This is a genomic window from Nocardioides plantarum, from assembly GCF_006346395.1.
GTDB classification, from domain to species: Bacteria; Actinomycetota; Actinomycetes; order Propionibacteriales; family Nocardioidaceae; genus Nocardioides; species Nocardioides plantarum.
This window is the reverse complement of record NZ_VDMS01000001.1, coordinates 243,714-266,421: the sequence shown is the minus strand read 5'-3', so window position 1 is coordinate 266,421 and position 22,708 is coordinate 243,714. Positions and strand designations below refer to the sequence as shown.

Sequence of the window (22,708 nt, the reverse complement as noted above, 5' to 3'; positions counted from 1 at the left end):
CCGACCCGTGAAGGAACCGCATGCCCATCTGGAACCGACTCCGCCAGGCCACCCAGGACATGCAGGCGCAGCTGCTGTCGAAGAAGAACGACCTGCAGAGCGGCGCGTTCCGCGACGCGAGCATGGCGATGTGCGCCCTGGTCGCGGCCGCCGACGGCACCGTCGATGCCGCCGAGCGCCAGAAGGTGTCGAGCCTGATCACCTCCAACGCCGCGCTCGGCAACTTCCCGCCCGACACCCTGAGCAGCCGCTTCGAGGACAACTGCAACAAGCTGGCCGCCGACTACCAGCTCGGCAAGGTCGAGCTCGTCCAGCTGGTCGGCAAGACCAAGAAGAAGCCCGCCGAGGCACGCGCGGTCATCCAGATCGGCATCATCATCGGCGGCGCCGACGGCAACTTCGACGACCAGGAGAAGGCCGTCGTCCGCGAGGCCTGCCACGCCGTCGGCATCGACCCCTCGGAGTTCGAGCTCTAGTCCTGCCCGAGATCACATCACATCGACCCGTCGCCCATGGGCGACGGGTCGATGTCATTTCTGCGCTGACCCGTCGCCCATGGGCGACGGGTCAGCGGGGTCTCGACCCGCGGTCGCGCCCGAGCAAGCTCGGTCGCGCGCTCGCTCGACCTCTTCGGGTCACGACGACGGACGCCCCCACGAGCAAGCTCGCGGGGGCGTCCGTCGTCGTGCCTCAGACCTCAGATCTCGAACTGGCCGGCCTCGAGGCGCTTCTTGACGTCCTGCAGGAACCGACCGGCGTCGGCGCCGTCGATCAGCCGGTGGTCGTAGGTCAGCGCGAGGTAGACCATGTGGCGCACCGCGATCGTCTCGCCGAGATTGGGGTCGTCGATCACGACGGGACGCTTGACCACCGCGCCGGGCCCGAGGATCGCGACCTGCGGCTGGTTGATGATCGGGGTGTCCCACAGGGCCCCGACGCTGCCGAGGTTGGTGATCGTAAAGGTGCCCCCACCGAGCTCGTCGGGTCCGATCTTGTTGGTGCGGGTGCGCTCGGCGACGTCGGCGATCTTCTTGGCCAGACCGGCGATGGAGAGGTCGCCGGCGTCCTTGACGACCGGGGAGATCAGGCCCTTCTCGGTGTCGACGGCGAAGGCGAGGTTCTCGCGGTCGTAGTAGGTGACCGTGCCGGCGTCGGTGTCGATCGTGGCGTTGAACTTCGGGTGCTGCTTGAGGGCGTCGACCGTCGCCTTGGCGAAGAACGGCAGGTAGGACAGCTTCACGCCCTCGCGGGCCAGGAAGTCGGCCTTAGTGCGGTCGCGCAGTCGCGCGATGTTGGTGACGTCGACCTCGACGACCTGGGTGAGCTGGGCGCTGACCTGGAGCGACTCGACCACCCGCTGGGCGATGATCTTGCGCAGCCGGCTGATCTTGTCGGTCGTCCCGCGCAGCGGCGACGGGGTCACCGGGGCGGCCCCACCGGACGCCGCAGCGGCCGGAGCGGCAGCGGCCGGAGCCGCGGCGGCAGGCGCCGGGGCGGCCTGGGCCTTGGCGGCGTCGAGCACGTCCTGCTTGCGGATCCGGCCACCCACGCCCGACCCGGTCACCGAGGCCAGGTGGACGTTGTTCTGGGCGGCGAGCTTGCGCACCAGGGGGGTCACGTAGCCCGCGCCCTCGCTGCTCGACGCACGCTCGGACGAGCCGCCGGTGGGCGGGGTCTGGCTGGGGCTGCCGCTGGTGCCACCGCTCTCGGCCGCCGCCGCGGGAGCCGGGGCCGGCTCGGGCTGCTTGGGCTGCTCGGGCTGCTCGGGCTGCTTGGCCGCCGCGGGCTCCTTGGCCTTCTCGGGCGTCTCGTCGCCGGCGGGCAGCTCGCCCTTGTCCTCGGCGATCTGCTCCTCCTGCTCGGCCTTCTTCTCGGCCTGCTCGTCGTCCTTCGGCTGAGCCTCGGGAGCGGCGCTCTCGGTGACCTCGGCCGGGGAGGCGCCCTGGTCGCCGATGATCGCGAGCTCGGCACCGACCTCGACCGTCTCGTCCTCCTCGACCTTGATCTCGAGCAGCGTGCCCGCGACGGGGGAGGGGATCTCGGTGTCGACCTTGTCGGTGGAGACCTCGAGCAGCGGCTCGTCGACGGCGACGTCGTCGCCGACCTTCTTGAGCCAGCGGGTCACGGTGCCCTCGGTGACCGACTCGCCCAGCGCGGGCAGCGTCACCGCCGTACCGCTGCCGCCACCGCTGCCGCCACCGCTCGAGGGGGCGGCGTCGGACTGGTCGGACTCGGCGGCCTGGGCCTCGCCGCGCTCCTGCGCCAGGTCGCGACCGGCGCCGCCGGTGTCGGCGTCCTTGTCGGCCTCGGGCGTCTCGTCGCCGGCGGGCAGCTCGCCCTTGTCCTCGGCGATCTGCTCCTCCTGCTCGGCCTTCTTGGCGGCCTCGCCGTCGTCGGCCGGCTGGGCCTCGGGCGCGGCCGACTCGTCGGCGTCGCCGGCGGACTCGCCCTCGTCGCCGATCACCGCGAGCACGGCGCCGACCTCGACGGTGTCGTCCTCGGCGGCCTTGATCTCCAGCAGCGTGCCGGCGACCGGGGAGGGGATCTCGGTGTCGACCTTGTCGGTCGAGACCTCGAGCAGCGGCTCGTCGACCGCGACGGTGTCACCGACCTGCTTGAGCCAGCGGGTGACGGTGCCTTCGGTGACGGACTCCCCGAGTGCCGGGAGGTTGACTTCGGTAGCCATGGGTGAGCGGTTCCCCTTTGTGGAGTGGAGTCCTGAGGTTCAGGAGTGGGCGTGGAGAGGCTTGCCGGCGAGGGCCAGGTGGGCCTCGCCGAGCGCTTCGTTCTGGGTGGGGTGGGCGTGCACGAGCGGGGCGACGTCCTCGGCGTGGGCCTCCCACGAGTAGATCAGCTGGGCTTCACCGATCAGCTCGCCGACGCGGTCGCCGACGAGGTGGACGCCGATCACGGGACCGTCCTTGCGGCGGATGAGCTTGACGAACCCGGCCGTCTTGAGGATCTGGCTCTTGCCGTTGCCGCCGAGGTCGTAGACGAGGGTCTCGACCTCGTCGCCGTACGCCGCCCGCGCGGCGGCCTCGTCGAGCCCGACCGACGCGATCTCGGGGTGGGAGTAGGTCACGCGGGGGATGGCGGTCTCGTCGATCGGCCGCGGGTCGAGACCGGCGATGTCCTCGGCCACGAAGATGCCCTGCTGGAAGCCGCGGTGGGCCAGCTGCAGGCCGGGGACGATGTCGCCGACGGCGTAGACGCCCTCGACGTTGGTACGGCACCGCTCGTCGGCGAGCACGAAGCCGCGGTCCATCGCGATGCCGGCCTCGGCGTAGCCGAGGCCGTCGGTGGACGGACCGCGCCCGACGGCGACGAGCAGGAGCTCGGCCTCGATCACGCTCTGCGTGCCGTCGGCGGCCTCGACGGTCACGGCGACGCCGGCGTCGGTGGTCGCCACGCTCTGGAAGCGGGTCTGGGTGAGGAAGGCGATGCCGCGCTTGCGGAAGGCCCGCTCGAGGGCCTTGGAGGACGCCTCGTCCTCGGCGGCGACCAGGTGGGGGAGCGCCTCGACGATGGTGACCTCGGCACCGAAGCTGCGCCACACGCTCGCGAACTCGCTGCCGATCACGCCGCCACCGAGCACGACGACCGAGGCGGGCACGCGCTCGAGGCGCAGGGCGTGCTCGGAGGTGACCACGCGCTCGCCGTCGACCTCGAGGCCGGGCAGCGTGCGGGAGTAGGAGCCGGAGGCGAGCACGAGGTGGGTGCCGGTGTGGACCTCGCCGCCCACCGTGACCTGGCGCGGCCCGGTGACCGTGCCCTCGCCCTCGAGCACGGTGATGCCGCGGCTCTTGATCAGCCCGGTGAGGCCCTTGAAGAGGCGGGAGACGACGCCGTCCTTGTAGGCATTGACGCCCGGCATGTCGATGCCCTCGAGCGTGGCGCGCACCCCGAACTGGGCCGAGTCACGGGTGCTGTCGGCGACCTCGGCGGCGTGGAGCAGGGCCTTGGTCGGGATGCAGCCGACGTGCAGGCAGGTGCCGCCGAGCTTGCCCTTCTCGACCAGGCCGACGCTCAGCCCGAGCTGGGCGGCTCGCAGGGCGCATGCGTAGCCACCCGAGCCCGCTCCGAGGACGAGGACGTCGAAGTCGGCCACGCTGGTCCTTCCCTGTCTGCACGGTGTGCGGGTGCTCGACCCGCCGGAGCACCCATCCTTGCACTACGCAGAAGACCGTCGGCAAGTGCGCCTCGGGGGTGCCCCGGGGGTTCTGCCGCGCCCCGCGGCCCCGGCGGGGCAGACTGGGCACATGGCATTCCTCGACCGTTTCCGCCGCGGGTCCCGCCCGCGTGTGAGTCGTCCGACCGGTGGCGCGCGCACCGGGTCCACCACGGTGCGTGCCGCCGACAAGGTCGACGTGCTCCACCTCGAGACCTGGGTCGAGGGGCGCCGCGGCGTCGAGGGCTTCGTGGAGCCCCGCACCGCGGTCAGCGAGGTGACCCTGCTCCTGGTCGCCCACGACGGCGAGTGGACGCGACGGCGGGTGCCGTCGGTCAAGTGGGCCCACGACTTCTGCAACAAGCAGCAGGTGCCGTCGTACGACGCGGCGGTGGTCGGCATCCCGCAGCGGATGCGCGACTACAACTCACGCGTCAAGCAGCAGCGGCGCCAGCAGGGGCTGCTGCCGGACGAGCCCCTCACCTGACCGGACGGCGCGAGCCGGTCACGACCGGTGCGCGGTCGGACGTGGTCAGGACGTCGTCGAGAGCGTCCGCGCGAACTCGACCAGCGTGGTGACCGCGACGCCGGTGCCGCCGCTGGTGACGTGTCCGTGCGGCCCGCCGGAGTTGTACGACGGGCCCGCGATGTCGAGGTGGGCCCAGGGCAGCCCGGCGGTGAACTCGCGCAGGAAGGCGGCGGCGTAGAGCCCGCCGCCCCAGCGGATCCAGTCGTGCTGGGCCAGGTCGGCGATCTTGCTGGAGCGGATCCGCTCCTCCATCGCCTCGGGGATCGGCATCGGCCAGTGGTCCTCGCCGGCCGCGTCGGCGGCCGCGAGCACGGCGTCGACGACGCCCGGGTCGCCCAGCACACCGCCCACCCGGTCGCCGAGCGCGACGACCATGTGGCCGGTCAGGGTGGCGACGTCGAGGATGACGTCGGGCTCCTGCTCGGTGGCCCGCACCAACGCGTCGCCGAGCACCATGCGGCCCTCGGCGTCGGTGTTGAGGATCTCGACGGTGGTGCCGCCGTACATCGTGACGACGTCGCCGGGGCGGGTCGCGGCGGCGCCGACCATGTTCTCGGCCATCGAGGCGTACGCCGTGACGCGGATCGGCAGTCCGAGGTCGGCGATCGCCAGCGTGGCCGCGACGACCGCGGCGGCTCCGGCCATGTCGGACTTCATCTCGTGCATGTTGGCCGCGGGCTTGATCGACAGGCCGCCGGTGTCGAAGGTGATGCCCTTGCCGACCAGGGCGAGGTGCTGGGTGGCGCCCTTGGGCTCGTAGCGCAGCTCGACGAGCCGCGGCGGGGCGTCGGAGCCCTGGCCCACCGACAGGATGCCGCCGCAGCCGAGCTCGGCCAGCCGGGTCTCGTCGAGCACCTCGACCTTGACCTTGGCCGACCCGCGCGGGCGGGCCTTGACCGCGGTGACCACGGCCTCGGCGAACGACGGGGGACGCAGGTCGTTGGGCGGGGTGTTGACCCAGTCGCGGGTCAGGGACACCGCGGCGGCGAGGACCTGTCCGGTCTCGAAGGCGGCCACCACGTCCTTCTTGCGTGCGGCCGGGCTGAGCACGACGACCTCACCGGGCACCTTCGCCGCAGCGGACGACTTCTTGTAGGTCGTGAACGTGTAGCCGCCCAGCGCGTAGCCCTCGGCGACGGCCCGCACGAGCGGGGCCGAGTCGGCCGGGAGGGCCAGCGCCACGGACGCGGCGTTGGACACCGCGCGGGCTGCGGCACCCGCCGCGCGGCGTACGCCGGTCGCGGTGACCTCGGAGCCCAGCCCGACGAGCACCAGCACCGGGGAGGAGATCGTCTTGGACGTCGGCACCTTCACGACCTCGCCGGGCTTGCCGGTCACGCCGAGCGTGGCCAGCAGCGGCGCGAGCCGGCGGCCGTAGGCGGCAGCGACGTCGTCACCACCCGGGGCGAGCGTCGGGCGGGAGCCGCCCGACAGCACCCCCACGACGACGGCGTCGCATCGGGTCTTGGCGGGGCTGGCGCTGCGCAGGGTCCACGTCGTCACCCCGGGAGCCTACGGCGCGACGACCGCCGCGCCGATCATGTGGGCGCGGGGGTAGGTTTCGAGCCATGTCCGAGGCTGCCGGTCCCCCTGAGCCGCTGCGCTCGCCCCTGCACGACCGACACGCGGCGCTCGGCGCCAGGTTCGCCGACTTCGGCGGGTGGACGATGCCGCTGCAGTACGCCGGCGTGGTCGAGGAGCACACCGCCGTCCGCACCGCCGTCGGCGTGTTCGACGTCAGCCACCTCGGCAAGGCGCTGGTCGCCGGGCCCGGTGCCGCTGCGTTCGTCAACGCCACGCTGTCCAACGACCTGCGCAAGATCGCGCCCGGCCAGGCCCAGTACACGCTGTGCTGCGACGACGAGACCGGCGGCATCGTCGACGACCTCATCGCCTACTACCGCGACGACGAGCACGTCTTCCTGATCCCCAACGCGGCCAACACCGCCGAGGTCGTGCGCCTGCTGCGCGCCGCCGCGCCCGACGGCGTCGAGGTGACCGACCAGCACCGCGACTTCGTCGTGCTGGCCGTGCAGGGCCCGCGCAGCGACGAGGTGCTCGAGGCGGTCGGGCTGCCGACCGGCCACGACTACATGAGCTTCGTCGAGGCGCCGTACGCCGACAGCCAGGTCACCGTGTGCCGCACCGGCTACACCGGTGAGCGGGGCTACGAGCTCGTCGCACCCAACGCCGTCGCCGTCGAGCTGTGGGACGCGCTGCTCGCCGCCGGGGAGCCGCTGGGCGTCGCGCCCTGTGGGCTGGGCGCACGCGACACGCTGCGCACCGAGATGGGCTACCCGCTCCACGGCCAGGACATCTCGCTCTCCGTCACCCCCAACCAGGCCCGCCTGGGCTGGGCGGTCGGGTGGAAGAAGGACGCCTTCTGGGGCCGCGACGCGCTCCTGGCCGAGAAGCAGGCCGGTCCCCGGCGTCGCCTGGTCGCCCTGGAGTCGACCGGCCGGGCGATTCCCCGGCCCCACATGAGCGTGTCGCTGACGCCCGACGTGCTGCTCGGCGAGATCACGTCCGGCACGTTCTCGCCGACGCTCAAGAAGGGCATCGCGCTCGCCCTGCTGTCGACCGTCGTCGACCCCGAGGCCCAGGTGGGCGTCGACGTCCGCGGCCGTCGTGAGCTCTTCCAGGTCCGCCCCCTGCCCTTCGTCGACACCTCCGTGCGGGAGTCCTGAGCCGTGAACCTCCCCGACCAGCCGCCCACCTTCCGCCGTCCCACGGTCGCCGAGCGCCCCTGGGCCTGGCGGCTCGAGGACGCCGCCGGGGCCGAGGTCACCCCCACCGGCGACCACGTCGACGGCCTGGTCGAGCAGCGCTTCGCCAGTCAGGCCGATGCCGAGTCCTGGGTCGGCGAGCTCTTCGGTGAGCTCGCCGCCGCCGGGGTCGACCAGGTCACCTTGTTCGAGCACGACCGTCGGGTCTACGGGCCCATGTCACTGCACCCCTAGCCGGACCTGGTCGGACGGGGGCGACGGCGGTGGGCCACGACGACGAGCTCTCCTCCTTCGCCGCCGCCCGCTGGCCCGTCGTCGTGCGCACCCTCGTGCTCCTCGGCGCCCCGCCGTCGTACGCCGCCGAGCTGGCGGTCACCGCCGTCGGCGGGTTCCTCGGGCGGCTCGGCGGCCGGTCCGACGAGGACTCGTGGCTCGACCTCGACACCGTCCTGGTCGCCGAGACCATCGAGGCCTGGGAGTCCGACCGCACCGCCTGGTGGGACCGACCGCCGCCGCCGTCGTCGTCGTCGCGTGACGACGACGGGCGCGACGGCGAGAGCGACGACCTCGGGTTGCGCCGGGCCCTCGACGAGCTCGACACCCTGACGCCGGCCGCCCGGGCCCGGCTGGTGGCCGCCGCGGCGGGGCTGTCCCGCGAGCAGGTCGAGGACGCCCTGGGTCCCGACCCCGACCTCGGGTGGAGCGGAGCCGGGACCGCCCGGGCCGGCCCCGACCTGGCGGCTCTCGCGCGCGGCGTACCGGTCGGAGTGGCGCGGGTCGACTCGGCGCACGCCCTCGTCCGGCAGTCCACCCGGAACTGCCGCACGGTCGCCGTGACGACGCTGGTCCTCGCCCTGGTGCTCGCGGCCGTGCTGACCTACGTCGTGCTGGCCCGCGACCCGCAGCCCGCGCCGTCCCCGACACCTCCCGGCAGCACCGGCGCGACCCCCGTCCCGGGCAGCGCCGGGGTCGCACCCGGGAGCCGGGGCGTGCCCGTGGCGTGGTCCGACGGCCGCGTGGTCCACCTGCCCGACGACGGCGACCGGACCGACCGCCGCGACCGACGCCCCTCCGGCGTCCTGCTGGCCGGGGTGACGTCGCTGGCCGGCACCGACCGGGGCGTCGTGACGACCGACGGCGCCGGCCGCGTCGTCCAGGTCCACACCGGCGGCGAGGTCACCACGCTCGGTCGTACGGCGCCCGGGCGGCAGGCGGTCGCGACCGGCTCGGTGGCGTCGTGGGTGCAGGCCGGCACGGGCGAGCTCGTCGTCCAGGTCCTGGGTGGTGGCCGAGACCAGGTCGCCGTCGGCCGCGGCGCCCGGGTCGTGGCGATCGACGGCTCCCGGGTCTACGCCGAGACCGCCACGGGGTCGGTCGTCGTGACCGCCCGCCCGACCGGCACCCGGGGCCTGCGCGGGGTGCGGGCCCGTCGCTCGGCGCTGCTCGACGTCGCGTCCGACGTCCGGGTGGGCCGCCGGCTCGACGGGCTCCTGGAGGTCGCGGTGCCCGGCGGTGCCCGCTTCGAGGTCGCGGGCGAGGGGGCCGTGCTGTCCGACGACGGGCGCTTCCTCGCCCTGCGCACCGGCGCGACCCTGACCCTGCTCGACGTCGGCCGGCAGGAGCCCGTCCCCCTCCCTCTGCCCGCGGACGCCGTGGTGGTCGACGCGTCGTTCGACGACGACGGCGGGCTCGTGCTGGCGATGCGACGCGGTCCGTCGCTCATCCCCGACGGCTACGGCGACCGGGACGCCCGCCCCGGCTACGACCTGGTCGCGTGCTCCGTGCCCGAGGTGGCGTGCGAGGTGCGTGAGAGCACCTACGACGTCGACCGGCCCCCCGTGCTGTCCCACTGACGACGAACGCTGGGGCAGACTCCAGCCGTGCCCGCCTTCCGCCAGGTCGACGTCTTCTCCAGCGAGCCGCTGCTCGGCAACCCGGTCGCGGTCGTCCACGACGCCGACGCCCTCACCGACGAGCAGATGGCCGCCTTCGCCCGGTGGACCAACCTGTCCGAGACGACCTTCCTGCTGTCGCCGTCGGCGCCCGGCGCCGACTACCGGGTCCGCATCTGGACCCCCGGCGGCGAGCTGCCGTTCGCCGGCCACCCGACCCTCGGCTCGGCGCACGCCTGGCTCGAGGCCGGGGGAGCGCCGGCGTCCACCGACGTGGTCGTGCAGGAGTGCCCGGCCGGGTTGGTCGACGTACGCCGGGAGGAGCGGTTGACCTTCGCGGCTCCGCCTCTCGTGCGCTCGGGTCCGGTCGCCGAGCCCGACCTCGCGCACGCCCTCCGGGTGCTGGGGCTCGCGCCCGACGACCTCGTGGAGGCGGCCTGGATCGACAACGGGCCGGGTTGGATGGGCCTGCTCGTCACCGACGCCGAGACGGTGCTGGCGTGCCGACCCGACTACCGCGCCTTCGACGACCTCAAGGTCGGGATCGTCGGGCCCTGGCGCGAGGGCGCGGGTCCCGACGGGTGCGCCGTCGAGGTGCGGGCGTTCTGCCCGGGCTACGGCCCCGAGGAGGACCCGGTGACCGGCTCGCTCAACGCCGGCATCGGCCAGTGGCTCGGTGGACGGGTGCTCCCGTCGTCGTACGTCGCCGCGCAGGGCACGGTGCTGCAGCGACGGGGGAGGGTCCACGTGACGCGTGTGGACGACGTGGTCTGGGTCGGCGGGGACACCCGGACGACGGTCGTCGGAACGGTCGGTCTCGGCGACTAGCCTGAGACCGTGCGCGCCTACCTCGACCTCGTCCAACGCGTCCTCGACGAGGGCGTCGAGAAGGCGGACCGCACCGGCACCGGCACCCTCTCGGTCTTCGGCCACCAGCTGCGCTTCGACCTGACCGAGGGCTTCCCGCTGGTGACGACCAAGAAGGTCCACACGCGCTCGATCTTCGCCGAGCTGCTGTGGTTCCTGCGCGGCGACACCAACGTCAAGTGGCTGCAGGACCGCGGCGTCACCATCTGGGACGAGTGGGCCGACGCCGACGGCGACCTCGGGCCCGTCTACGGCTACCAGTGGCGCTCGTGGCCGACGCCCGACGGCCACCACGTCGACCAGATCGCCCAGGTCGTCGAGCAGATCCGCGCCGACCCCGACTCCCGCCGCCACGTCGTCTCGGCCTGGAACGTCGCCGACATCCCCGCCATGGCGTTGGCGCCGTGCCACACGATGTTCCAGTTCTACGTCGCCGACGGCCGGCTCTCGTGCCAGCTCTACCAGCGCTCGGCCGACGTCTTCCTCGGTGTCCCGTTCAACATCGCGTCCTACGCGCTGCTGACCCACATGGTCGCCCAGGTCACCGGCCTCGAGGTCGGCGACTTCGTGCACACCTTCGGCGACGCCCACCTCTACACCAACCACCTCGACCAGGCCCGCCTCCAGCTCACCCGCGAGCCCCGCCCGCTCCCACGGCTCGTCCTGGACCCCACGGTCACCGACCTCGCGGCCTTCGACCTCGAGCACATCGCCGTCGAGGGCTACGACCCCCACCCCGGCATCAAGGCGCCGATCGCGGTCTGAGCGACCAGGGCCCGCCTCGACCAGCGTGGCCGTCGATCGAGGTGCGAGGCCGGCCACGGCCGAGCCTCGAGATCTCTGGACCCTGTGCTGCCAGCGCGACCACGGCGGTCTGGTGACGGCCGCGGGTGGCCACCTCGACCAGCGTGGGGTCCGATCGACACCGATGCATAGGATCACGGGGTGCCTGAGGTCTCCGTCGTCGCCTACTTCGCCGACGACCCCACGCGCACCTACCAGCTCATCCCGTGGCTGCCGGTCCTCGAGGTGCTCCACCAGCACCACCCGGTGGCGCTGGTGCTGCGCGACCCCGACTCCGCCGAGGTGGTCGGTGCCCGCACCGGGCTGCCCGTGCTGGTGGCGCCGACCTTCGCCGACCTCACCGAGCTCTACGGCGAGCTCGACGCCCGGGTCGTCCTCTACTGCAACAACAGCCCGGCCAACTTCCAGTCGCTCATCGACGCCCGGATGCTGCACGCGCACGTCAACCACGGCGAGAGCGACAAGCAGAGCATGGCCAGCAACAACGCCAAGGCCTACGACCGCGTGTTCGTGGCGGGGGAGGCCGCTGTGCAGCGGCACACGGCGGCGCTGATGGAGTTCGACGCCGCCAGGCTCGTGCGCGTCGGCCGGCCCCAGCTCGACCTGCACCCCGCCGACCCGCTCGCCGCGAGCGAGCGGCGCACGGTGCTCTACGCCCCCACCTGGGAGGGCGACGCCGACTACAACGACTACACCTCCGTGGCGGTCCTCGGGCGGCGCATCGTCGAGGCGGTGCTGGCCCTGCCCGACGTGCGCCTGGTCTACAAGCCGCACCCGAAGGTCACCACGAGCCTGCGTCCCGAGATCCGCGAGGCCCACCGCGACGTCCTCGCGGCGATCGACCGGGCCCGCGAAGCCGCGCCCGAGGCGGGACACCGGGCGGTCGTCGTCGGCGACATCCTCGCGCTGATGCCGGCCTGCGACGCGATCGTCACCGACGTCTCCTCGGTCGGCCTCGACTGGCTCTACCTGCGCAACGACGCGCCGATCCTGATCACCGACCCCCATCTCGACGGCGAGCGGCTGCGTCGCGAGGTCCCGGTCAGCCGGTGCGCCGACGTCGTCGACGTCCGCACCGTCGGCGGCCTGACCGAGCTGCTCGCCAGCCGCCTCGAGCACGACGAGCACCACCTGGCCCGCGTCGCGATGCGGCACCACTACTTCGACGACCTCCAGGTCGGCGAGAGCACCGTCCGGTTCGTCGACGCGGTCGGCGAGCTCGTCGAGCTGCGCGACCGGCTGCTGGGCGTCGTACCCGACCAGTCCGACCAGGGGGTCAAGCTCGCATGAAGCGCGTCCTCCTCGTCGCCGCCGTGGCGCGCAACCGCGTCATCGGCCGCGGCCCCGACATCCCGTGGCAGGTCCCCGGCGAGCAGGCCGAGTTCAAGAAGCTCACCCTGGGCCACGCCCTGGTGATGGGACGCGCCACCTTCGAGTCGATCGGCCGCCCGCTCCCGGGCCGTACGACGATCGTGCTGACGCGTGACCGCGACTGGACCCCCGGCCACCCTGAGGTCCTCGTCGCCCGGTCGATGCTCGACGCGCTCGCCAAGGCCGCGACCCTGCCCGACGGCGAGGTGATCGTGGCGGGCGGCGCGCAGGTCTACGCCGAGGCGATCAGCCTGGCCAGCGAGCTGGTGATCAGCGAGGTACCGCTCGAGCCCGAGGGCGACGCGTTCTTCCCCGTGATCGACCCCGCGCTGTGGGCCGAGTCCGACCGTGAGCACTTCGAGGGCTACGACCGCGTCTGGTACGAGCGGGTCTGACCGACGCTCGGCCGGCTCCCGACCGGCTGGCAGGCTGGGGCCCATGGACCTCCGCATCTTCACCGAGCCCCAGCAGGGGGCGACGTACGACGACCTGCTCGCGGTCGCGCTGCACGCCGAGCGGCTCGGCTTCGGCGCCTTCTTCCGCTCCGACCACTACCTCGGCATGGGCACCGACGGCCTGCCCGGCCCGAGCGACGCGTGGATCACCCTGGCCGGCCTGGCCCGTGACACCACGACGATCCGCCTCGGCACCCTGATGACCAGTGCGACCTTCCGCCACCCCGGCCCGCTGGCCATCAGCGTCGCGGGCGTCGACCAGATGAGCGGCGGGCGGGTCGAGCTCGGCTTCGGCGCGGGCTGGTTCGAGGCCGAGCACCAGAAGTACGGCATCCCGTTCCCGTCCACGGCCGAGCGGTTCGACCGCTACGAGGAGCAGCTCGCGGTCATCACCGGGCTGTGGGCCGCCGACGCGAGCACCGGCGGCTTCTCCCACCACGGCACGCACTACCAGGTGAGCGACAGCCCGGGCCTCCCCAAGCCCCACCAGCCGAAGCCGCCGGTCATCGTGGGCGGCGTCGGCAAGAGGCGCACCCCGGCCCTCGCCGCGGCGTACGCCGACGAGTTCAACCTGCCGTTCGTCGACACCGACACCACCCGCGCCCAGCTCGAGCGGGTCACCCGGGCCTGCGAGGACGCCGACCGCGACCCGGCCACGATGCGGTGGTCCAACGCGCTCGTGGTGTGCGTGGGGTCCGACGAGGCCGAGTTCCGCCGGCGGGCCGAGGCGATCGGGCGCGAGCCCGACGAGCTGCGGGCCAACGGCGTCGCCGGCACCCCGGCCGAGGCGGTGGCGACGCTGGCACGCTTCGCGGCGGTCGGCTCGCAGCGGGCCTACCTCCAGGTGCTCGACCTCGCCGACCTCGACCACCTCGACCTGCTGGCCGCGGAGGTCCTGCCGGGTGCAGCCGACCTCGCCCGATAGCCTGCACCCATGACGTCCGCGCCGTTCGGCACCGTGCTCACCGCGATGGCCACCGCGTTCGCGCCCGATGGCTCCGTCGACCTCGAGGCCACCCAGCGCATCGCCCGCCACCTCGTCGAGCACGGTCACGACGGGCTCGTCGTCTCGGGAACCACCGGCGAGTCGCCGACGACGACCAAGGAGGAGGACGGCGAGACCCTGGCCGCCGTCCGTGACGCCGTCGGGCCCGACATCGCGCTGGTCGCCGGGGTCGGCACCAACGACACCAGCACCTCGACCTGGCTGGCCCAGCAGGCCCACAAGGCCGGCGCCGACGGGGTCCTGCTCGTCACCCCCTACTACAGCAAGCCCGGTCAGCGCGGCATGCTGCAGCACTTCCGCACGGTCGTCGACGCCGCCGAGCTGCCGGTGATGCTCTATGACGTGCCCGGCCGCACGGGCAGCCAGCTGGCCCTGTCGTCGTACGAGGAGATGGCCGGCTGGGACGAGGTCGTGGCCGTCAAGGACGCCGTCGGCGACCTGCCCCGCGGCAGCCGCCTGATCGACCTCGGCTACGCGATCTACTCCGGTGACGACATCCTCAACCTCGCCTGGCTCGCCCACGGCGCGGTCGGGTTCGTCTCCGTGCTCGGCCACGTCTGCGGCGACGAGCTGCGCGCGATGTACGACGCCTTCACCGGTGGCGACCCCGTGCGCGCCCGCGAGATCTACGTGCGACTGCTGCCCGCGATCGACGCGGTCATGGGCACCCCCAACTACGGCGCCACCACCGCCAAGGCAGGACTCGAGCTCCTCGGCGTCCTCGACAACCGCCGCGTGCGCTCCCCGCTCGCGGCCCTCGACGACGACGAGGTCGCCGCCCTGCGGGCCGGCCTCACCGCGTCGGGGCTTCTCTAGACACGTGAGGAACACCCCTTGAGCCACCCGCACCCCGAGCTGTCCGCACCCCCCGAGCTGCCGAAGGGCGGACTGCGCGTCACCGCGCTCGGCGGGCTCGGCGAGGTCGGTCGCAACATGACGGTCTTCGAGTACGACGGCCGCCTGCTGATCGTCGACTGCGGCGTGCTCTTCCCCGAGGACCACCAGCCCGGCGTCGACCTGATCCTCCCCGACTTCGGCCCGATCAGGGACCGGCTCGACGACATCGAGGCCCTGGTGCTGACGCACGGCCACGAGGACCACATCGGCGCCACGCCCTACCTCCTGCGCGAGCGCCAGGACATCCCGCTGGTCGGCTCCGAGCTCACCCTCGCCCTGCTCGACAGCAAGCTGCGCGAGCACCGCCTGCGCCAGACCGTGCACCACAAGGTCAAGGCCGGCGACCGGATGATCCTGGGGCCGTTCGAGCTCGAGTTCATCGCGGTCAACCACTCGATCCCCGACGCGCTGGCCATCGCCATCCGCACCGGCACCGCGCTGGTGCTGCACACCGGTGACTTCAAGATGGACCAGCTGCCGCTCGACGGCCGGATCACCGACCTGCGCTCGTTCGCGCGCCTCGGTGAGGAGGGCGTCGACCTGTTCCTCACCGACTCCACCAACGCCGAGACACCTGGGTTCACCCCGACCGAGAAGTCGATCACGCCGGTCATCGACCAGGTCTTCCGCGACTCCACCCAGCGCATCATCGTGGCCTGCTTCGCCTCCCACGTGCACCGCGTGCAGCAGGTGCTCGACGCCGCGGTGGCCAACAACCGCAAGGTCGCCTACGTCGGCCGCTCGATGGTGCGCAACATGGGCATCGCCCGCGACCTCGGCTACCTCACGGTCCCCGGTGGCACCCTGGTCGAGGCCAAGGACCTCGCCGACCTGCCGCCCGAGCGTCAGGTGCTGGTCTCCACCGGCAGCCAGGGCGAGCCGATGAGCGCGCTGAGCCGGATCGCCCAGCGCAGCCACAACTTCGTCCACATCGAGGAGAACGACACCGTCCTGCTCGCCTCCAGCCTGATCCCCGGCAACGAGAACGCCATCTACCGGGTCATCAACGGGCTGGCCCGCTGGGGCGCGCGGGTGGTCCACAAGGGCAACGCGCACGTGCACGTCTCGGGCCACGCCAGCGCCGGCGAGCTCCTCTACTGCTACAACATCGTCCAGCCCCGCAACGTGCTGCCCGTGCACGGCGAGATCCGGCACATGCTGGCCAACGCCGCCCTGGCCCGCTCGGTCGGCGTCGAGAACGTCGTCGTCGCCGAGGACGGCGTGGTCGTCGACCTCGTCGACGGGGTCGCGTCCATCGTCGGCAAGGTCGACGTCGGACTGGTCTTCGTCGACGGCACCTCGGTCGGCGACATCACCGAGGCCGACCTCAAGGACCGCCGCATCCTGGGCGAGGAGGGCTTCATCTCGGTGATCATCGTGATCGACTCCGTGACCGGCAAGGTCTCCGCAGGCCCCGAGATCCACGCCCGCGGCAACGCGCTGGAGAACAACGACTTCAGCGCCGTGCAGAAGTCGGTCATCGACGCGGTCAACGCCGCGCTCGCCGAGGGCAACGTCGACTCCTACCAGCTCCAGCAGACCGTACGACGCGTCGTGGGCCGCTGGGTCAGCAACACCCACCGCCGTCGTCCGATGATCATCCCGGTGGTCGTCGAGGCGTAGGCCCGCGAGCGCAGCGAGCGGGCGCTACGCCTCATCGGTGGTCGAGCAAGCCGTCATGGCCCGAGCCTGCGAGGGCCATGAACCGGCGCGTCGAGACCTGGTGACCGATCTGGGGAACCCCACCCGGCGCTGAGGTCGAGCACCTCGTCGATCCGGTCGAGGCCGTGCGCGGTGTGGGTGATCCACACCAGGCCCGTGGTCGTGCGCAGCCGGAGCAGGTCGTCGGCGACGCCGGTCGCGGTCGCGTGGTCGAGGTGAGCCGTCGGCTCGTCGAGCACCAGCACGTCGTGATCGGCCAGGAGCAGGCGGGCCAGACCGATCCGGGCGCGCTCGCCGCCCGACACCGCGTCGCCCCCGTCACCCAGGACCGTGTCGAGGCCACGCGGGAGCGAGGAGACCCAGTCGTCGAGATGGGCGGCCACCAGTGCGGCCCGCACCTCGTCGTCGGTGGCGTCGGGGCGGGCGAGCCGGACGTTCTCGACCACCGAGGTGGCGAAGAGGTACGGGTCGTCGTCCAGGAGCCCGACCGTGCGGCGTACGTCGTCGGCGCGCAGGTCGCGGGTCTCGACCGGACCCAACGCGTAGCGGCCCGCGGTCGGGTCGAGGAACCTCACCAGCACCGCCGCCAGCGTCGACTTGCCCGAGCCCGAGGGCCCGACGACGGCCGTGGCGCGCCCGGGGCCGACCCGCAGCGACACGTCGCGCAGCGCGGGTGCGTCACCCCACGAGGCCGAGACCCCGTCGACGTCCACGTCGGCGGACCCGGGGTGCGGTGCGGGCCGGGAGGGCTCGGTCACCGCGGGCGCGGTGGCGGCGAGGGCGTCGAGCCGCGCGGCGGCCGCACGGGTCGGGTCGCGCAGCGCACCCGCGTCGGCGAGGGGGGCCGCAGCCTCGGCCAGGGCGAGGGGGGCGAGCACCAGGAGCGCGAGCACGGGGTCCGAGACACGTCCGGCCGCGACATCGGCCATGACCAGCACCCCGGCCCCGGCCGCGAGCAGCGGCGCCGTGCGGGCCGCGGCGAGCCACCGGGCGGCCCGGCGGGTCGCGGTGCCGAGGGCCGCGCCGGCCCGTTCGACCTCGGCCAGCCGGCCTGCCTCGACGCCCCACAGCACGAGCGGACGTGCGTCCTGCAGGGTGGCCAGGACCCGCTCGGACAGGGTGGCGCGGGCGCGGACCCGGGCCGCCCCGTGCCGGCGCCCCCCGACCAGCGCCACGGACCACGCGACGCCGCCGGCGACCAGCCCGGTCGCGGCGACGACCGGGGCGGCGGCGGGCAGGAACAGCGCCGACACCAGCGCGACCAGCCCGGTCGTGCCCAGCCACGTGGCCACGGGCATCCGCACCCGTACGACGGCGTCCACCACGGCGTCGACGTCGTCCACGACCGCCGCCAGCACGTCACCACGACGCCCGGTGCGCCCGGGGACCAGCGGCACCAGGTCGTCGTACACCTGCACGCGGCGCGCAGCGAGCAGCCGCAGCGCCGCGTCGTGCGAGACCAGACGCTCGACGTAGCGCAGCACCGGCCGCGCCAGCCCGAACGTGCGGACCCCGACGATCGCGACCATCAGCATCAGCACCGGGGGGTGCTCCGACGAGCGCACGATCAGCCACCCGGCGGTGGCCGTCAGCGCGACCCCGGCGGTCGAGGCCAGGACGCCCAGCACGGTGGCGGCCGCCAGGCGGGCGCGGGTGCGGATCTCGGGGGTCGTAGGCGTTGGGAGATTCACCACGTCAGTGGTGAAACTCCGACCTCCACGACGAAGCTTCGTCATAGCGGTGGGAGATTCACCGCTGAGGCGGAGATTTTCCAACCGGGTCACCGGAGCCAGCTCGACCACCCGATCAGCCGCCGCCACCAGCGCGGGCCGGTGCGCCACGACCACGACCAGACGCTCGCGCGCCAGCTCGCGTACGACGCCCAGCAGCACCTCCTCGGTGGCGGCGTCGACGTGGGCGGTGGGCTCGTCGAGGAGGACGACGGGCCGGTCGCTCACGAGCACCCGGGCCAGCCCGAGCCGCGCGCGCTGGCCGGCGGACAGGCCGCGACCGTCCTCGCCGAGCGGGTGGTCGGGCGCGAGCGGCAGACCCACGCGGGCCAGCGCCGCCACGACGTCGGCGGTGTCGGCGTCGGGCCGGCCGATCCGCACGTTGTCGGCCACCGTGCCGGCCACCAGCCACGGCACCTGGCCGAGCCAGGCGACCGAGGCGCGCCACTCCTCGAGCGAGGCCGCAGGGACCACGAGCCGTCCGGCCGAGAGCGGCACCTCGCCCAGGACGGCTGCGAGCAGCGTGCTCTTGCCGCAGCCCGACGGTCCGGTGACCGCGACCAGGCCGCGCGTCGGGAGGTCGACGGAGACCGGCGCGAGGGCGGCGACCGACCGCCCGGGCCAGGTGACCTCGACGCCCTGGAGCGCCAGCCGTGCCCCCGCCGTCACGGGCACCGGCGACGGCACGGCCTCGGCCAGCGCCGCGATCCGCTCGAAGGTGGCCGTCCCCTCGGCCGCGGCGTGGAACTCCGCCCCCACCCGGCGCAGCGGCCAGTAGGCCTCGGGCGCGAGCAGCAGCACCACCAGTGCGGTGTGCAGGTCGAGGCCGCCGCCGGCCAGGCGCAGGCCGACCGTGACCGCGACCAGCGCGACCGACAGCGTCGCGACGAGCTCGAGCACGGCGGAGGAGGCGAAGGCGAGCCGGAGCACGTCGCGGTTGGCTCGCCGGTAGCGGTCGGTCACCTCGGCGATCCGTGCCGACTGGGCCCTCGCGCGTCGGTGGGCCACCAGCGTCGGCAGCCCGCGTACGACGTCGACGAAGTGGCCCGACAGGCGCCCCAGCAGGCGCCACTGTCGGTCGACCCGGTCCCGGGTCGCGAGGCCCACGAGGGCCGCGAACACCGGGACGAGCGGCAGGGTGAGAAGCACGACGAGCGCGGCCCATCGGTCCTCCCACGCGATCGCGGCCAGCGTCAGCACCGGCAGCACCGCGGCCAGCACGAGCGCTGGGAGGTAGCGGGTCAGGTAGGGCTCGACGGCGGCCACGCCGCGGGTGGTGAGCAGCGTCAGCTCACCCACCCGCTGCCGTGCGTGGGCGGTGGCGTCGAGGCGCAGCGCGTCCTCCATGACGTGTGTGCGCAGGTGGGCCCCGACCCGGTCGGCGGCCGCGGCCGCGGCGAGGTCTCCGGCGTACGTCGTCAGGGCGCGGCCGGCGACGACGCAGGCCAGCCCCACGGCGTACGGCGTGGTCGCGCCGTCGCCCACGAGCGAGACCACCAGCCCCGCCAGGGCGTAGGCCTGCGCGACGAGCAGCACCGCACCGAGCACGCCGCTCGCGACGACGATCGAGAGCAGTGCTCTTGCGGGTCGGAGGTGCGGGAGGACCCGGGGGTCCAGGGGCTTCACCGGTGCGCCAGCTCGGCGGTCGGGATGTGGTGCACGGCGATGCGCTTGCGGAACACCCAGTAGGACCAGGCCTGGTAGCCGATCACCATCGGCGTGAACACCGCGGCCACCCACGTCATGATCTTCAGCGTGTACGGCGTCGCGGCGGCGTTGGTGGTCGTCAGCGAGAAGGCGGCGTCGGTGGTCGACGGCATCACGTCGGGGAACATGGCGACGAACAGCCCGGCGACCGCGAGCGCGATCGTGGCGAAGGTGCCGGCGAAGGCCCAGCCCTCCCGGCCGCGTCGCGCCGCGTCGATCCCGAGCACCAGCGCGACGGCAGCGGCGAGGAAGACGACCGCCGAGACCGCGGTGCCGGTGAGGGACTGGGCCCACACGAGGAACACCACGGCCGCGACCGCGCCGACGGCGCCGAGGCGTACGGCGAGGGCGCGGGCCCGGTGGCGGATGTCGCCGTCGGTCTTGAGCGCGACGAACATCGCCCCGTGCGTGAGGAAGAGCAGCAGCGTGACCACGCCACCGAGGAGCCCGAACGGGTTGAGCAGGGTGAGCAGCGACCCGGTGAACTCGTGGTCGGCGTCGAGCGGCACGCCACGCGCGAGGTTGGCGAAGGCGACGCCCCACAACAGCGCGGGGACGAACGAGCCGACGATGATCGCCCGGTCCCACCAGCCCTGCCAGGCGGCCTCCGGCCGTTGGTGGCGGTACTCGAAGGCCACCCCGCGCACGATCAGGGCGAGCAGGATCAGCAGCAGCGGCAGGTAGAACCCGCTGAACAGCGAGGCGTACCACTCGGGGAAGGCCGCGAACGTCGCGCCTCCCGCGACCAGCACCCACACCTCGTTGCCGTCCCACACCGGCCCGATCGTGTTGATCATGACGCGGCGCTCGGTGTCGTCGCGGGCCAGCACGGGCAGCAGCATCCCCACCCCGAAGTCGAAGCCCTCGAGGGCGAAGTAGCCGACCCACAGGACGGCGATCAGCACGAACCAGACGGTGGTGAGCTCCATGACGGTCTCCTGGGATCGGTGTCAGTAGGCGAAGGCGAGGGCGTCGTCGTCCGTGCGGTCGCGCGACGGGTCGGGCGGCTCGACGTACGCCGGGGCGCCGCCGCGGATCGCCGAGACCAGCAGCCGGACCTCGACCACGGCGAGCACGGCATACAGCGAGGTGAGGGCCACCAGCGAGGTCATCGCCTCCGCCGTGCTGACGCCGGGCGACACGGCGTGGTCGGTGGTCATCAGCCCGAACACCACCCAGGGCTGGCGTCCCATCTCGGTGAAGATCCACCCGAACGAGTTGGCGGCCAGGGCACCGAGCGGCAGTCCGAGGAGCAGCACCCGGAACCACCGTCCCGACGGCGACCGGCCAGGGCGGGTCAGCCACAGGACGAGGGCGGCCCCGGCGGCGGCCGACATGCCGAGCCCGATCATGAAGCGGAACGACCAGTAGGTCACCGGGATGACGGGCACGTAGTCGGCGGCCTGGTAGTAGGTCGTGCCCGGGTCCTCGCCGTACTCGGCGCGGTAGGCCTGGCGGAGGTCGTCGATGCCCTCGACCTTGCCGTCGAAGGAGCCGGTGCCGAGGAAGGACAACAGGCACGGGACGGTGACGGAGAACTTCTCCTCCCGCCCGTCGGGGGTGCCGAGCGTGAACACCGAGAACGGCGCGCACGAGTCCCGGGTCTCGTAGAGCCCCTCGGCGGCGGCCATCTTCATCGGCTGGACCTCGGTCATCACCTTGCCCTGCAGGTCGCCGGTGACGGCGACGGCGAGCCCCGAGACGAGGGCGACGACGGCACCGACCCGGATCGCGCGCCGGTACATCGGGCGGTCCTCGGTCTGCTCGGGCGTCGAGCGGCGCACGTAGAGCCAGCCGGCGACCCCGACCATGAAGACCCCCGCGGTGAGGTACGCCGCCGCGATGACGTGCGGGAAGGTCACGAGCTGCACCTTGTTGAACATCACCGCGGCGAAGTCGGTGAGCTCGGCACGTCCCGACTCGGCGTCGTACCGGTAGCCGACGGGGTGCTGCATCCAGGAGTTGGCGGCCAGGATGAACCAGGACGACGCGAGCGTGCCGAGGTGGACGATCCACATGCAGGCGGCGTGCAGCCGCCGGGGGAGCCGGTCCCAGCCGAAGATCCACAGCCCCAGGAAGGTCGACTCGAGAAAGAAGGCGAGCAGTCCCTCGATCGCCAGGGGAGCGCCGAAGACGTCGCCGACGAAGCGGGAGTAGTCCGACCAGTTCATCCCGAACTGGAACTCCTGCACGATCCCGGTCACGACGCCGATCGCGAAGTTGATGAGCAGCAGCCGGCCGAAGAACTTGGTCAGCCTCAGGTAGTCGGGGAGGCCGGTGCGCAGCCACTGCGTCTCGAGCAGCGCCACCAGGGCGGTCAGTCCGATCGTCAGCGGCACGAAGAGGAAGTGGTAGACGGTCACGATGCCGAACTGCCAGCGGGCGATGTCGACGACGTCCATACGGGCTCCTGGTGGTCTGGCTACGACAGTCCGTAGTAGTTACTACGGAATGTAGTACTACCCGTCGCGTAGGTACAATCGGTTCGTGCCCGCCTCCCAGCCCTCCCGGTCCCAGCTCGGCGACCTCGAGCGTGCGGTCATGGAGCGGCTCTGGTCGGCCCTCGAGACGACGGCCGGCGACGGCGCCCTCACCGTCCGCGAGGTGCACGCCGCGCTCGCCGAGACCCGCGAGATCGCCTACACGACGGTGATGACGGTGATGGACCGCCTCGCCCGCAAGGACCTCGTCACGCAGGAGCGGGACGGGCGCGCCTACCGCTACCGCGCGCGCGAGTCGCGGGCGGCGCTCACCGCCGGGCTGATGCGCGACACCCTGGCCGACTTCGCCGACCACGACCGCGGCACCGCCCTGGTGGCGTTCGTCGAGGAGGCCAGCGCCGAGGACCTCGCCGCCCTGCGCCAGGCCCTGGCCGACCTCGACCGCACCTGACG

At 73.1% G+C, this 22,708-nt stretch carries 19 protein-coding genes; 13 read left to right on the top strand and 6 right to left on the bottom strand.

Annotated features, from left to right (window positions below; all coding sequences use genetic code 11):
• The first annotated feature begins 20 nt into the window (after positions 1-20).
• Positions 21-476: a tellurite resistance TerB family protein gene (locus FJQ56_RS01210; RefSeq protein ID WP_140007386.1), complete on the top strand. Its 456-nt coding sequence runs from the start codon at positions 21-23 to the stop codon at positions 474-476.
• Between the two features lie 221 nt (positions 477-697).
• Here the strand turns inward: FJQ56_RS01210 and sucB are convergent, their stop codons facing one another.
• A complete protein-coding gene (gene sucB / locus FJQ56_RS01205) occupies positions 698-2,686 on the bottom strand; it encodes a 2-oxoglutarate dehydrogenase, E2 component, dihydrolipoamide succinyltransferase (protein WP_140007385.1) in 1,989 nt (662 codons plus the stop codon).
• 39 nt (positions 2,687-2,725) lie between these two features.
• Positions 2,726-4,108 (bottom strand): dihydrolipoyl dehydrogenase, encoded by a 1,383-nt coding sequence (lpdA, locus tag FJQ56_RS01200; protein ID WP_140007384.1) that lies wholly within the window; start codon positions 4,106-4,108, stop codon positions 2,726-2,728.
• A gap of 151 nt (positions 4,109-4,259) precedes the next feature.
• Between lpdA and FJQ56_RS01195 the strand changes: the two genes are divergently transcribed.
• Entirely contained in the window at positions 4,260-4,655 is a 396-nt protein-coding gene (locus tag FJQ56_RS01195; RefSeq protein WP_246083932.1) for a hypothetical protein, read from the top strand.
• 45 nt (positions 4,656-4,700) lie between these two features.
• Here the strand turns inward: FJQ56_RS01195 and FJQ56_RS01190 are convergent, their stop codons facing one another.
• Positions 4,701-6,200: a leucyl aminopeptidase gene (locus tag FJQ56_RS01190; protein WP_140007383.1), complete on the bottom strand. Its 1,500-nt coding sequence runs from the start codon at positions 6,198-6,200 to the stop codon at positions 4,701-4,703.
• Between the two features lie 65 nt (positions 6,201-6,265).
• Here FJQ56_RS01190 and gcvT point away from each other — a divergent pair, with 65 nt between their 5' ends.
• The 10 genes from gcvT to FJQ56_RS01140 all read left to right on the top strand — a co-directional run bounded on the left by gcvT (position 6,266) and on the right by FJQ56_RS01140 (position 16,338).
• Complete coding sequence (gene gcvT / locus FJQ56_RS01185) at positions 6,266-7,384, top strand: glycine cleavage system aminomethyltransferase GcvT (protein WP_140007382.1); 1,119 nt, start codon at positions 6,266-6,268, stop codon at positions 7,382-7,384.
• A 3-nt stretch (positions 7,385-7,387) separates the two neighbouring features.
• Positions 7,388-7,657 carry a hypothetical protein gene (locus FJQ56_RS01180; RefSeq protein WP_140007381.1) on the top strand — a complete coding sequence of 90 codons (270 nt, stop codon included), beginning with the start codon at positions 7,388-7,390 and terminating at the stop codon, positions 7,655-7,657.
• Between the two features lie 29 nt (positions 7,658-7,686).
• Positions 7,687-9,276: a hypothetical protein gene (locus FJQ56_RS01175; RefSeq protein WP_140007380.1), complete on the top strand. Its 1,590-nt coding sequence runs from the start codon at positions 7,687-7,689 to the stop codon at positions 9,274-9,276.
• 27 nt (positions 9,277-9,303) lie between these two features.
• Positions 9,304-10,143, top strand: a complete 840-nt coding sequence (locus FJQ56_RS01170) for a PhzF family phenazine biosynthesis protein (RefSeq protein ID WP_140007379.1) — start codon at positions 9,304-9,306, stop codon at positions 10,141-10,143.
• A 9-nt stretch (positions 10,144-10,152) separates the two neighbouring features.
• Positions 10,153-10,947, top strand: a complete 795-nt coding sequence (locus FJQ56_RS01165; protein ID WP_140007378.1) for a thymidylate synthase — start codon at positions 10,153-10,155, stop codon at positions 10,945-10,947.
• A gap of 180 nt (positions 10,948-11,127) precedes the next feature.
• Entirely contained in the window at positions 11,128-12,276 is a 1,149-nt protein-coding gene (locus FJQ56_RS01160; protein WP_140007377.1) for a CDP-glycerol glycerophosphotransferase family protein, read from the top strand.
• Positions 12,273-12,752, top strand: coding sequence for a dihydrofolate reductase (locus tag FJQ56_RS01155; RefSeq protein ID WP_140007376.1), 480 nt, complete (start codon positions 12,273-12,275; stop codon positions 12,750-12,752). Before FJQ56_RS01160 ends, FJQ56_RS01155 begins: the two co-directional genes overlap by 4 nt.
• A 43-nt stretch (positions 12,753-12,795) precedes the next feature.
• On the top strand, positions 12,796-13,737 hold the full coding sequence (locus FJQ56_RS01150; protein WP_140007375.1) for an LLM class F420-dependent oxidoreductase: 942 nt from the start codon (positions 12,796-12,798) through the stop codon (positions 13,735-13,737).
• Positions 13,738-13,746: 9 nt separating this feature from the next.
• Positions 13,747-14,634: a 4-hydroxy-tetrahydrodipicolinate synthase gene (dapA, locus tag FJQ56_RS01145; RefSeq protein ID WP_140007374.1), complete on the top strand. Its 888-nt coding sequence runs from the start codon at positions 13,747-13,749 to the stop codon at positions 14,632-14,634.
• Between the two features lie 18 nt (positions 14,635-14,652).
• Entirely contained in the window at positions 14,653-16,338 is a 1,686-nt protein-coding gene (locus tag FJQ56_RS01140; RefSeq protein ID WP_140007373.1) for a ribonuclease J, read from the top strand.
• A 53-nt stretch (positions 16,339-16,391) separates the two neighbouring features.
• Here the strand turns inward: FJQ56_RS01140 and cydD are convergent, their stop codons facing one another.
• From cydD to FJQ56_RS01125, 3 genes are read right to left on the bottom strand one after another with little or no spacing between them, the layout of a single operon-like run.
• Positions 16,392-19,733 (bottom strand): thiol reductant ABC exporter subunit CydD, encoded by a 3,342-nt coding sequence (gene cydD, locus FJQ56_RS01135; protein ID WP_140007372.1) that lies wholly within the window; start codon positions 19,731-19,733, stop codon positions 16,392-16,394.
• Positions 19,730-20,743: a cytochrome d ubiquinol oxidase subunit II gene (gene cydB, locus FJQ56_RS01130; RefSeq protein ID WP_140007371.1), complete on the bottom strand. Its 1,014-nt coding sequence runs from the start codon at positions 20,741-20,743 to the stop codon at positions 19,730-19,732. The genes cydD and cydB overlap by 4 nt, the downstream gene beginning before the upstream one ends.
• A gap of 21 nt (positions 20,744-20,764) precedes the next feature.
• Positions 20,765-22,216 carry a cytochrome ubiquinol oxidase subunit I gene (locus tag FJQ56_RS01125; RefSeq protein WP_140007370.1) on the bottom strand — a complete coding sequence of 484 codons (1,452 nt, stop codon included), beginning with the start codon at positions 22,214-22,216 and terminating at the stop codon, positions 20,765-20,767.
• A gap of 85 nt (positions 22,217-22,301) precedes the next feature.
• Between FJQ56_RS01125 and FJQ56_RS01120 the strand changes: the two genes are divergently transcribed.
• Entirely contained in the window at positions 22,302-22,706 is a 405-nt protein-coding gene (locus FJQ56_RS01120; protein ID WP_281284648.1) for a BlaI/MecI/CopY family transcriptional regulator, read from the top strand.
• Positions 22,707-22,708 lie beyond the last annotated feature (2 nt).